This window comes from Acidimicrobiia bacterium (assembly GCA_040289475.1).
Lineage (GTDB): Bacteria > Actinomycetota > Acidimicrobiia > ATN3 > PSLF01 > PSLF01.
In genome coordinates, this window is the sequence record PSLF01000012.1 from 32,138 (window position 1) to 44,821 (window position 12,684).

The window sequence follows — 12,684 nt, forward strand, 5'->3', positions numbered from 1 at the left end:
AAGTCGTGCAGCTGGCGAGCAGAATAACGGGCGCTTTTAGGTCGACGAGGTGTGCGGTGGGGCATTTTTAGCCAAAACCAGTGATGATCCCACGCACCCCCATGCCCGCGAAAGCGAACATCACGATGGTCATGACCGAAGCCATCCTAGGCTCGATCGATTTCTTCGAAGCCTGTAGCACCAGGATCACCACTGCTGGCGTTATGCCATACAACACATGGGTTACATCTCCCGGCCGCAAACCACGGCCATAGAGGATCGCTCCCAGCGCCACCTGGCAGTAGACCAATGCGTAACAACCTACGTACCAGACCCGCAGTAGCCGCGCAGGATTCTTCTTCTTTGCCCAACAGTAGGCTGACCATATACCGCCGACCGCACAAGCCCCAGTGAGTAAAAACGCCACGAAAATGTGCGCTCTATGAATCGCCGAAATCATGCCTCAGGACACCCCCGAATGCCCACAGAGACGGGGTCGGCTCCCAGATCGACCTTCCAAGACCTCTCTTCGTACACCAAAATAAAGGCCTTCCTTTTGACCGATGAGTCCGGGTTGTGAATCTCGCTCACCACGCAGGCCTTGGTCCCTTCTCGCAACGTCTTTTCCACGCTGAGGGTACCGATGAAATTGCGGCTTCCAATGACCTGGCACCAGTTGTCCTTCTCTCCGAGCACACTGGAGTCTTTCACGGAGGCCGACAAGCCCTCGTAGCTCGCGTCGCAGTCCCCTTCTCTTGTTGCCTCTGCCCACCGCTCCAGAGCCCGTGCGGGACTGTCAACCCAAAAATAGCGGTAAAACGAAAACGAGACCGCTGTAGTAGCGATTCCCAAAGCAATTCCTGCTATCGCCAAAGACCCTTTGCGTCGTAGCCTTGGTTCGGACGCTTCAGGGTGTGCTTCTTCCGCTTTTTTCCGGCGCTTACGCTTGGGCTTTTCAGAGCGCAGAGTCACTGTCAGCGTCTATCGAAAACGACGTATTCGATCCCCTGAGAGCTGGCTTTAGCACCTTGCCAGCCGGGTTTCTAGGAAGCGGCTCTGTCCGCACCTCGACTTGCTGAGGAACCTTATAGTCGGCCAAGCGCTCGGCACAGTACCTTTTGATCTCCTCGGGAGTTACGCTCGCTCCATCTTTTGGGACAACAAAAGCTTTGACCACTTCTCCCCAGTCTGGATCGGGCACGCCAACAACTGCGCACTCAGAAACTGCGGGATGAGAGTAAATGACGTCTTCTACCTCGATCGAGTATATGTTCTCGCCACCTCGAATGATCATATCCTTGGCCCTGTCTACGACGTACAAAAAGCCGTCTTCGTCCAAGTAGCCAATGTCTCCGGTGTGAAGCCATCCGTCTGTGTAGGAGGCAGCGGTCGCATCGGGATCGTTCCAGTATCCAGGAGAGACAATCGGACCCTTCAGCCAGATCTCGCCGCGCTGGCCAGGAGCGAGCTCATTTCCCTCCGCATCGACTATCTTGATTTCTACCGTCGGAACGGCCTTTCCAGCGGAGTTCGGCCGTCTGAGATAGTCCTCGCCGACGTTGATGGTGGCCACTGAGGACGTTTCTGTGAGCCCATACGCTTGACCCGCTCCGCCGCGTAGTGCGACATTGGGGAACTTTTCCCGGATCTTAGTTGCCAATTCCGCAGGGGGTGGTGAACCCCCGAACGCTATTTGCGTCACACTGGAGGTGTCGAACTCGGAAAATTTTGGGTGGTCGACAACCCGTTGGACGACGGTGGGAACTCCCCCAAATGACGTGACTCGTTCCCTCTCTATGAGCTCCAATGCCGCCAAGGGATCGAACTTTCCAGGTTCCATCAGCACGATGCGATTGCCGGTAGCGAAATACACGACAAGCACCGCAAAGCAGCCCGTTACATGAAAAAACGGGACTACCAACAGGTTGACCATCTGGCCATCTTGCCCAGCAGAACCGCTTTTTTCCCCTACTCGGGCATCGAGCATGCGATTGAGCAGTCCGATCAACATAAGGTTCTGCAAGTTGGCGATGACGTTGCGCTGCGTGGCAATCGATCCCTTCGGCTTGCCCGTAGTGCCGGAGGTGTAAAAGATCGCCGCGTAGTCGTCCTCTTCTACAGAGACATCGGGCAGAGAGGCTTCCTCTTCAGAGACCAGCTCGGAAAAGGAAGCGACTCGCTGTTGAGGGCGCGCCAACGAGCGAGCGTGTTCGAGAGACTCTTCGCTAGCTCCGATAACGTAGATGGCGCGCAGTGAATCCAGCCGCGCCAAGATTGGTTCGACTACCGCCAAGCGCCGCAGGTCACAGACGAGTACCGAGGTCGCCGAGTTGGTAAGCGCGTACTCGAGCTCTTTAGCTTTCCACCAGGCGTTAAGAGGCACTGCCACTGCCCCCAATGCCTGGGCAGTCCAGAACGCCACCGACCATTCGGGGTTATTGGCAGACAGGATCGCAATACGGTCACCGGTGCGCACCCCCACCTGATGCCGGAGCGTCTGGGCCGCCGAAGACACGAGCGAAAAGTGCTCGGCAAAACTGATCCTCCTCTCGCCTTGGACGATAAAAACCTTGTCGCCGTGGCCCTTTGAGCCTTCGAGTACTTGTCGCAGGCTCTTCATTCTGTTCTTGTAGACGCGGGTAGGTATTCCCCTAACCTTTTCGGTTACAACCTCGAATGGGCCACCCGGCCCTGTGAGCATGGAAATAGGATCGGGGCTTTGACTCACCTCACCTCCCCTCTCGGCCACTTCATAATAACTTGAGGTAGAAAAAGATCCCGATGTTGAGATGGAGGTGTGAGATTGGACTCGAAAGCGCTTGGCACTTTCCTCGTAACTATAGGGATCGTGGCAGTAGTGCTCGGTGCTTCCATTTACTTTGGGTGGCTGTCTTTCATTGGCAGGCTGCCCGGAGACATTCGCATAGAAACCGAGAACACGAAGATTTACATCCCGCTCGCTTCTATGCTGCTTCTCTCTGTCTTTCTAACCCTCGTCCTTAATTTGTTGCGACGGCTTTTCTAAGTCCTCTAGAGGTCGAAAGAGCCGGCAACCTCGCTCTACCTTGAAATCCGGTAGACCTCGCTTGCAGCATGGGCCTTCACAAATAGGGCACAATATGCCTCGCCCGTAGTTGTGAATGAATAGCACGCGACTTCAATCCAGCTCCGTCGCCCAAACCCAGAGCCAAATAGCAACACAAAATCCGGGGTAGCAATGTTTGATCAAAAACGTGACAAAAAGTTCGTCTTTCCCGTCCTCGACATTACCGACATAGACTCACTTCGAGGAGAGGCTCGCCGTGTTCTAGCGCGCACCGATGGGACCGTGGTACTAAAGGGGCTGATTGCAAACGTAGAAGTCCTGAGAGACCGCTGGGGGGTCCCGCACATCTTCGCCAAAAACGAAGAGGACCTCTTTTTCGCCCAAGGATTCGTGACCGCCCAAGACCGATTGTGGCAGATGGAAGTGAGGCGCCGAATGGAGTGGGGCCGCCTCGCCGAGGCATTTGGGCCTGGCGCCCTGGCACTCGATATCTTCGTGAGAACCATAGGCCTCAAGCGGCGCATCCGAGAGGCATTCGAAGCGTTGGACCCTGAATCTCAAATGGCATACAGCCGCTACTCAGAAGGAGTGAATGCGTTCATTGAGTCCCATACTGACAGACTGCCTATCGAGTACTCCCTAACAATGCTTGAGCCGGAGCCTTTCGACCCCTACGACCTCATCGGATACGGGATGGCTTACAACCAGGCGGGGTTCTGGCCCGGAATCGTATTGAGAGCACGCCTTCTAGAGCACTTCGGTCCCGAGCGACTAAAGGACATAGATCCCAAGGACCCTGCAGATCCGCTCCATATTCCAGTCGGGCTCGACTACTCCTGGATAGGGCCGGAGGCGGTTTTCGGCCACTATCGCTTTGCGGGATACACCGACCAGATACTCGAAACGGCTTACATCGGATCGAACTCCTGGGTAGTGGACTCACACCTTTCCAAAACAGGAACCCCGATTCACTGCACAGATCCGCACATGGCTGTTTCCAATCCATCGACATGGTACGAAGTCCACCTCAGCGGTGGGCGATACAACGCGATAGGCTGCACTACACCTGGTACCCCTGGAATTGTCATGGGTCACAACGAGCACCTCGCATGGGGCATGACTAACGCCTCTGCTCACGTACAAGATGTGTACGTCGAAAAGCTTGACCCCCACGACAAGACGGCGTACATCAGGAACGGAACGCGGGAGCTGCTAGAGGTCGAGGTTCATGAGATACCAATAAGAGGCGCTTCCGAGCCCCACAAGCTTGAAGTAAAGCTTACCTGCCACGGGCCAATTGTTTACCAAAGTTCCGACAACAAATTCGGACTGTCGGTCGCATGGACTGCACACCACGCCCGGCCACAAGAGTCCACCTTCGCCGCAGCCCTTCGCTACGCAACAGCCAGCACTGTCGAAGAGTTTCAGGAAATCTTAGAGGAGGGATGGTGCGCCCCGGCTCTCAACTTCACCTTTTGTGATCGTTCCGGACGCATAAGACGAGTAACTGCCGGTCGGGTTCCAATTAGAAAAACCGGGGATGGGCTACTTCCTCAACCCGGGTGGAATTCCGCTTATGACTGGGATGGGCTCACTGGGCCCGAAGAAATGCCCAAAGAGTTGGGAAAGCGGAACCATGTTATTCTCTCGGCTAACGAGCGGATAACCACAGACACCTCGCCCCACGTAGTTTCCAGAGATTGGGATCCGGGATTCAGAGCAAACCGCATCCGGGCTTTTCTGGCTATACGACGTAAGGTTGGAATAGAAGACATGATTCGACTCCAAACCGACGTCGAATCTCTGCCAGCCCGGGAATTCGTTCCTTATGTGTTGGCGCTCCGAGAGCCTCCTGACGATGTTCGCCTTGCCCAGAAGCTCCTCTCCGAGTGGAACTACAGGCTCGACTCGCATTCGGCTGCCGCAGCAGTCTATGAGGCGACTCTGAGACGAGCCGTACTGCTGATCTTTGAGGACAAGTTCAAAAGAGTCGACTTCGCGCACTGGCTGGAGGGTTCCAAGGGTCCGTGGACGTCGCTTCTCGATCTTTTAGCGGCCCCCAACGAATACTGGTTCTCCAAGTTTGACAGCGACAATCCTGTTCTAGGACGCGACATAGCCCTAACGAGAGCCACGGAGGAGGCAATGCAATTTCTGCGGAAAACGCTAGGCAGTGATATTGCTCAGTGGCGATGGGGCCGTCTCCATACGCTTTACTATCGACACAGTGCAGCCCGAACACCCGTATTGAGAGAGCTGTTCGATATAGGGCCGTTCGAGATGGGCGGCGATATCCACACGGTCAACAACACTGGTTATCTAATGCGATTCGGATTCCGCCAGCTAGCCTGTGCTTCGTACCGACACATAGTGAACATGGCCGACTTCGACACTTCGCTCTCGGTGAATCATCCCGGACAGTCGGGACAGCCAGAGAGCCCTCACTACAAAGACTTAGCCGAGCTGTACTGTGCCGGTATCTACCATCCACAGCTTTTTACTAGGCGCGCAGTAGAAGGCTCAGCAGAGGCCAGACTGGAGCTCAAGACCGAGTAAATCCGAAGACCCCATGATGGCCGCTTTAGTCAGTCCCTTGTATCTCGCTATCCCTGTCTCGGCACACACGCTTTAGAACCAAAGCAAAAAAGCGGTCGACAGCAGAGCGGTTTTCTACGATGGCTCCTGGATGGACGCGCCAGCCGTCTCCAACTGTCTCGACTACTGCCCTGAATCCCAAAGATGCGCCGTGGACTACCTTTCCCGTTCCGCCCGGCTGTGTTCTCTGTAGTATTGCAGCGATGACTGAAAACATATGCTGGGGGGTCATGATACCCGATGATCTTTCGGGTTTAGCTGCCTCCCATGCTTTGGCAAGAGTGTACATTGCCGTAAGATTGCGACCCATCTGATCGAGCCAAGGATCTAACTCCTTTAGTAGGCTCTTGTCCTCTAGGCATTTACGAACTTCCGCAAGTGCTTTTGATTGGCGTTCCAGTTCCGACACGATCCTAGAGCGAAGGTCGTCTACGTGCTCATCGGAGGCAATCTCTAGTTCGTCCAAAAGAGTCCAGAGGGTAGGTGATGGAATAGGCTGGCAAACGGAGTCTGACATCTGCTCCGCCACTATCCTGAATGCCTCGGGAGCTCCCCTACCAGTCTCCAAACAAGCCCTCACCCAAGCGCTCATTGGATCGTAATCCTCTTTGTCTCGTATTAGCTGACCTAACTGACGAAGGCCTACCATGGATGCCCGCGCCTGTTGCATACCGTTTACAAAAAGACCGGCGGCGGACTGTATCAAACGCCAGTCCCTCCCCTGCCAAGGACCCAAATGACACCACACCCCCATAGGCCCGTCGTTGACCGGAAAGTTGTCCCACACGAGAATTGGATGCTGAAGGCTTGCCTCCCGTTCGGCAACTTGTTCTGCAGTAATTTCAGGCGAAAGGACATACAGTCCCGTCCAGGCAATCGGGACTTCAGAAGGTAGCTCGGCGGCTAGGTCTTGGAGGTAGGGAGTAATGTAGTTGCCTGTGTACTCTGTAGGCGCGATCGCAAGCCTGGCGCCGTGTACAGATATAAATTCGAATATCTTAGCTCCGGTTGCCCCGTGCGCCTGCCCTAAACTCTTGAACTTACCCTCGTCTTGTACTAGGAGTACCTCGGGAACATCATCGAACAGAACCGCCATATCCGATATTCCCATATCCAAAAAGGGGCGAATCTTTTCCTGTAGCAATGCAAAATCATCTTCGGAAGAAAACACCATTCCCATCGGGGAAATGGAAAAACAAAAGGATACTCCTTGAGACTCGGCCTTCTGCTTTAAGTGGCGAAATTGATCGAGCTCTTCTACTGGGTACGGCTCGCGCCAGCGGTCCCTGTGGTAGGGGTCGTTTTTCGGCGCATATACATAAGCGTTTAGTCCTTCTGAAGCTAGAACATCTACTATGTAGTGGCGGTCTTCCCAAGAATGAGGCGGGCCGTAAAAACCCTCCCCATATCCCAACAGTTTTCTCTCAGCTGCTATCGGCATTTGTACTCCTTTTTTGCCTCGTCACGGATTTTATGTGCTGGTCATAACGCCGAGTTGGCAGAACCAATTGCCCTAATCGCGGATTGTTATTTCTGCAGAAATACTGCTTATTTACTGGCATCCCCCTGGTAACCAAGGCTTGCCTGTGCAGCAGCGAGTCTAGCCACAGGAACTCTATATGGAGACGCGCTCACATAGTCGACTCCAACACGCTGGAAAAACGCAATCGACCTCGGATCGCCACCGTGCTCTCCACACACACCAGTCTTGAGGTTGGGCGAAGCTTGCTTGCCTTCTTTTACAGCGAGTTCCACGAGTCGTCCCACCCCACTCACATCCAGCGCCTCAAAGGGACTTTCCTTCAAAATTCCGCCGTCTATGTAGCGGGGCAGCAGTTTCGCTTCTACATCATCTCTAGAAAACGCCCAGGTCATCTGGGTCAAGTCGTTGGTGCCGAAGCTGAAGAAATCCGCGACCGATGCAATCTCAGCAGACGTGAGTGCGGCCCTGGGGACCTCTATCATCGTTCCGATCGTGTATTTCAGCGAGTCCCTTCCGGCAGCGGAGATAGCTTGTGCTGCGGCCTTGTCGACCTCCTTCCGAAGTACCGATAGTTCAGAAGCATCGGCCACTAGTGGGATCATGATCTCTACGACAGGCTTTCCCCCTGCAGCAATGCGAGCACAGGCCGCCTCTACAATTGCCCGCACTTGCATACCGTACAGCCCAGGCTTTAGGAGACCTAGCCTGCAACCTCGGATCCCAAGCATTGGGTTGGCCTCTTCCCAGTGATCGAGGGCGTGTAAAAAAGCCTTCTTTTGAGCGTACTCAGGCGAGTTGGCCTTGCCTTCCTTTTCCAGAAGGGCTAAGGCCCCCTCTAGCTCTTTCCTTTTGGGCAAGAACTCGTGAAGAGGAGGATCGAGAAGCCGCACCGTGACCGGAAGCCCATCCATTGCGGCAAAGATTTTTACAAAGTCTTCCCGCTGTACCTCCAAGAGATCCGCCAGTGCAGCGGCCTCCTCCTCTTCGCTTTCGGCGAGAATGAAGCGTTGGACTATGGGAAGTCGGTCGCCTAAAAACATGTGCTCGGTGCGGCACAGCCCTATCCCTTCAGCCCCGAAGCGTCGTGCTAGTTCGGCATCTCCGGGGGTGTCGGCGTTCGCCCGCACTCCCATTCGGCGGAACTCGTCGGCCCATCCAAGGACAACCTCTAGTTCACCGGAAAGCTCGGGCTCCACTAGCGGAACCGCTCCTAGTACAACTTCTCCTGTTGCACCGTCGATAGAGACGACCTCACCTTCTACGACTACGTGCTCCCCAACAAAGAAACGCCTCTGCTCTTCCTCCACTTTTATCTGGTCGCACCCAACCACACACGGCTTTCCCATTCCTCGGGATACCACCGCTGCATGAGAAGTCTTCCCCCCCTGAGACGTCAGCACCCCTGCGGCAGCGATCATCCCGGCCAGGTCGTCGGGGTCTGTCATGCGCCTCACTAAAATTATCTTTTTCCCCGCTGCGGCCTTGCGCACCGCCTCCTCGCTGCTAAATACAACTTCACCGACTGCTGCACCCGGAGACGCCGGGACTCCTTTTGCCACCACCTCATAGGAGGCCGACCGGTCAAACTGCGGATGGAGGAGCTGATCCAAAGTCTCGGGTTCTATCCGCAAAACCGCTTCCCACTTCTCAATTAACCCCTCAGAAACCATGTCGGCAGCAATCTTGAGGGCTGCTTTGGCGGTCCGCTTCCCTACCCGGGTCTGAAGCATGTACAAGCGGCCCTGCTCGATTGTGAACTCGATGTCGCACATGTCTCGATAGTGCTTTTCGAGGAGGTCAATAATCTCTTCGAGTTGGCGATAAACTTCCGGCTGAATACTAGCTAGCTCAGAAAGGGGTATGGTGTTGCGGATCCCAGCAACGACATCCTCCCCCTGCGCATTAGGCAAGAAGTCACCGTAGAGACCTCGCTCCCCAGTCGCTGGATCACGAGTGAAGGCGACCCCGGTGCCAGAAGTCTCTCCTTTGTTCCCAAATACCATCACCTGTACGTTCACTGCTGTGCCGAGGTCGTCGGGGATACGCTCTTTGCGCCTGTAGACCTTTGCTCGCTCGTTGTTCCAAGATTCAAAAACCGCTTTGATAGCGGCTTCAAGCTGTGCAAGGGGATCTTGTGGGAAACTTTCGGATGTCTCGTTCTCGTACAGTCTCTTGTAGGCGTCTATGATCTCCTCTAGCGCATCTTCGCTCAGGGCTGCATCGGAATCGACACCTCTTGCTTCTTTTACTGCAGTAAGTATTTCCTCGAAGCTATCTCCGGGAATGTCGCGGACGATTTTGCCGAACATCTGGATAAAACGTCGGTAGGAGTCTAGAGCGAAACGAGGGTCAGATGTCTGAGCAGCCAAGCCCTGTAGGGAGGCATCGTTGAGACCCAGGTTTAGGATCGTGTCCATCATTCCCGGCATAGAGAACTTTGCGCCAGATCGCACCGAGACGAGCAAAGGATCTTCGGGGTCTCCCAGCCTTTTTCCTTGACAGGCCTCCAGCCACGACAGAGCCTCGAGCACCTGATCGTACAACCCTTCTGGGAAGCATCCTTCCTTCAAGTAAGCGATGCATGCCTCGGTCGTTATAGTGAATCCAGGAGGCACAGGCAGTCCGAGGTTGGTCATCTCCGCGAGATTCGCGCCCTTGCCCCCCAACAAATCCTTCATTTCTTTGGATCCCTCGGAAAACTTGTAAACCCATTTGTGGCCGGTGCCCATCTATGCCTCCGTATCGTTATCGCAATGGCCCGATTCTAGAAGCGTCAGGATTCGAGAGTGCAACAGTGAGATGGGAACCCGCTCCTGGGCCATCGAGTCTCTGAATCGGACAGTGACAGCACTGTCTTTGAGGGAGTCGAAGTCGAACGTAACGCACAGCGGCGTACCGATCTCGTCCTGACGCCGGTACCGTCTCCCTATGGATCCCGTATCGTCGTACTCGACACTTATCTTTCCTCTAAACGATGCGGCGATCTCTCTGGCCGGCGGGGCCAAGTCTGGGTTTTTAGATAAGGGGAGCACCGCTACCTTTACTGGGGCTAGGCGAGAATCTAAACCCAGCACCACCCGGCGCTCTCCTCTCACTCGCTCCTCCCGGTAGGCGTCGATCAAGAATGCTAGGGTGGCCCGGTCGGCCCCCGCCGATGGTTCGATTACCCACAAGAAGTATTTCTGGTCTTTTTCCTGATCGTAGTAGCGAAGGTCCTTACCCGAGTACTGTGAGTGTTGCCTCAGATCGAAGTCCGTCCTGTTGGCGATTCCCTCGAGCTCTCCCCATCCCCAAGGGAACATATATTCGATGTCGGTGGTGGCGGCAGAGTAGTGAGAAAGCTCCTCTTTGTCGTGGGGACGTGTCCTAAGACGCCCCGGATGGATGCCTAGCGAGCGATACCAACCGATGCGTTCTTCAACCCAGTATTCGAACCACTTTTCCGCTTCTTCTGGGGGGACGAAGTACTCGAGCTCCATCTGTTCGAACTCCCGGGTCCTGTAAGTGAAATTTCCGGGTGTTATCTCGTTGCGAAATGCCTTGCCAATCTGAGCTATGCCAAAAGGCGGCTTTTTGCGCGTGGTCTCTCTCACTAGCTCGTAATCGACAAAAATGCCTTGTGCTGTCTCGGGCCTCAAGTAAGCGATGGAGGCCTCGTCCTCTACGGGTCCCAGGTACGTCTTGAACATCAGATTGAACTGACGAGGCTGGGTTAGGCTGCCTTCGGCGCCGCATGCCGGACAGAGCGACGGGTCTTCAAGTTGATCCGCACGAAAGCGCTGTTTGCACACGCGGCAGTCAACAAGCGGATCGGTGAACGAGTCGACGTGTCCAGAAGCCTCCCAGACTTTCGGCGACATGATGATCGCAGAGTCGAGGCCGACAATGTCGTCCCGCATCCCGACCATAGACTTCCACCACTCGGCTTTTACGTTGTTCTTGAAAAGCACACCGTAGTGGCCGTAATCCCAGCTTGAACGAAGTCCGCCATAGATCTCTGACGACTGGAAGATGAACCCTCGTCTCTTCGCCAGCGATACAACTCTATCCATCAACTCATCGCCCGAGACCGCGACTGACTCGACCGCCTCTGGCTCTTTTACGACGATTATCTCCTCGAGTCTTCGAGCCTCAACCACTGTCTCCAACCCCGTCTATGCGAACTATCCGATCACCCTCTATGCGAAAGATCATTGGACAAGCCAGCACTGAACGCAATGACCCTACCCTCGAAAGTGTAGATAGTGAGACTCAAGTTCTGCTCCTCATACACAAAGGCCTTGGTCGTTCTCCCCAGGGAGTCATTCGGACGGACCCCGGTCGGATCTCCAAAGGCTGCGGTGATCGATTCCTCGGTGTCACCCACTCGTACGTCGCCAATCGAGTCGAATGAAATCTTGTACGGGCCTCGCGCTCGATCCAGTCGAGAATTCGACAGGGGCGCGGACGTTTTAGTGACCACCGCATCATCAGCGCTATCACTGATCGTTGGCTGCTTTCCGACCAAGAGGGGCGACGCATCAGGCGAGACTAGTAATGCAGGCTCCTCGATGATCGGGGACGGGTTGCCGATCTCTCCAGGACCAGCAAGGTACACGCCCACCCCTACAGCCGTGCCAAATAGTGCAAGAGAAGCCGTATAAAGAGACATACGAGCGAGGCGAAAAGAACGAACAACGTTCGTTTTCTTTGCTCGATCGGCTCGACTCTTCCACCACAAGACAGCAGCGGTTATCGCCATGACCGTCGATGCTGCCCAGATTGCAATAGCAGTGACCACAAAGGGGTGTTCATATCGCACCGCTTCGATCTCCCTTGTCAGAAGAGCCATCTTTACTCTGCTCGAGCCCCTCCCTTTCTTTGCTAGGCGCGATTGCCCCAAATCGTCTCTCTCGCCTCTGATACTCTCGAACCGCTTCCCATAAAACGTTCCTGTCGAAGTCGGGCCAGAGGACTGGCAGAAAGACGTACTCGGAGTAAGCAGCTTCCCACAGCAAGAAGTTGGAAATACGAATCTCTCCGGATGTCCTTATTACTAAATCCGGATCGGGAATGTCAGGGTTGTAAAGGTATTTTCGAAACTTGCGCTCGTCTATTTTGTCGAGAGATATCTTCCCTGTTGCAACGTCGGCCGCCAGCTTTCTCGCTGCGTCCACTATTTCTGCCCTTCCACCGTAGTTGACGGCGATTTGCAACACTATGTTCCGGTTTTTTCTCGTGTACTCGATGGTCTCATCCATCATTTCTAAGAGCCTCTTCGGCACTCGCCGCTCTCGCCTCCCCGCAAATACGATCCGGACTCCCTTTTGGGCCAATTCTTCTCTGCGCCGCTCGAGAACTCCCCGGGCGAATGCCATCAAAAAGTCCACCTCTTCTTTGGGACGCTTCCAGTTCTCTGTAGAAAAAGCGAATACGGTCAGATACTGAATGCCGACCTCGAGCGCGCCCTCCACGCAATCCAGCAGTGCCAGCTCCCCAGCGCGGTGTCCCTCAGTGCGAGGGAGTCCCCTTCGTTCGGCCCATCGACCGTTCCCGTCCATCACGATTGCGACATGACGGGGAATGTTCTCGGGATTTATGC

At 54.8% G+C, this 12,684-nt stretch carries 10 protein-coding genes; 2 read left to right on the forward strand and 8 right to left on the reverse strand.

The genetic code is table 11. From position 1 onward, the window contains the following. Window positions 1–67: 67 nt before the first annotated feature. From C4318_07260 to C4318_07270, 3 genes are read right to left on the reverse strand one after another with little or no spacing between them, the layout of a single operon-like run. Window positions 68–439 carry a hypothetical protein gene (locus tag C4318_07260; GenBank protein MER3454935.1) on the reverse strand — a complete coding sequence of 124 codons (372 nt, stop codon included), beginning with the start codon at window positions 437–439 and terminating at the stop codon, window positions 68–70. Continuing rightward, on the reverse strand, window positions 436–951 hold the full coding sequence (locus tag C4318_07265) for a hypothetical protein (GenBank protein ID MER3454936.1): 516 nt from the start codon (window positions 949–951) through the stop codon (window positions 436–438). Before C4318_07265 ends, C4318_07260 begins: the two co-directional genes overlap by 4 nt. Further along, entirely contained in the window at window positions 935–2,680 is a 1,746-nt protein-coding gene (locus C4318_07270) for a fatty acid--CoA ligase (protein MER3454937.1), read from the reverse strand. The genes C4318_07265 and C4318_07270 overlap by 17 nt, the downstream gene beginning before the upstream one ends. A gap of 102 nt (window positions 2,681–2,782) precedes the next feature. Between C4318_07270 and C4318_07275 the strand changes: the two genes are divergently transcribed. Both C4318_07275 and C4318_07280 read left to right on the forward strand, forming a co-directional pair. Further along, window positions 2,783–3,004 (forward strand): DUF2905 domain-containing protein, encoded by a 222-nt coding sequence (locus C4318_07275; GenBank protein ID MER3454938.1) that lies wholly within the window; start codon window positions 2,783–2,785, stop codon window positions 3,002–3,004. A 192-nt stretch (window positions 3,005–3,196) separates the two neighbouring features. Beyond that, a complete protein-coding gene (locus C4318_07280; protein ID MER3454939.1) occupies window positions 3,197–5,581 on the forward strand; it encodes a hypothetical protein in 2,385 nt (794 codons plus the stop codon). Between the two features lie 25 nt (window positions 5,582–5,606). Here the strand turns inward: C4318_07280 and C4318_07285 are convergent, their stop codons facing one another. From C4318_07285 to uppS, 5 genes are all read right to left on the reverse strand, one after another. Further along, entirely contained in the window at window positions 5,607–7,061 is a 1,455-nt protein-coding gene (locus C4318_07285; protein MER3454940.1) for a hypothetical protein, read from the reverse strand. 107 nt (window positions 7,062–7,168) lie between these two features. Beyond that, window positions 7,169–9,832 (reverse strand): pyruvate, phosphate dikinase, encoded by a 2,664-nt coding sequence (locus C4318_07290; GenBank protein ID MER3454941.1) that lies wholly within the window; start codon window positions 9,830–9,832, stop codon window positions 7,169–7,171. Continuing rightward, complete coding sequence (locus C4318_07295) at window positions 9,833–11,155, reverse strand: glycine--tRNA ligase (GenBank protein MER3454942.1); 1,323 nt, start codon at window positions 11,153–11,155, stop codon at window positions 9,833–9,835. Between the two features lie 119 nt (window positions 11,156–11,274). Beyond that, window positions 11,275–11,934 carry a hypothetical protein gene (locus C4318_07300; protein MER3454943.1) on the reverse strand — a complete coding sequence of 220 codons (660 nt, stop codon included), beginning with the start codon at window positions 11,932–11,934 and terminating at the stop codon, window positions 11,275–11,277. Beyond that, entirely contained in the window at window positions 11,894–12,643 is a 750-nt protein-coding gene (uppS, locus tag C4318_07305; protein ID MER3454944.1) for a di-trans,poly-cis-decaprenylcistransferase, read from the reverse strand. Before uppS ends, C4318_07300 begins: the two co-directional genes overlap by 41 nt. Window positions 12,644–12,684 lie beyond the last annotated feature (41 nt).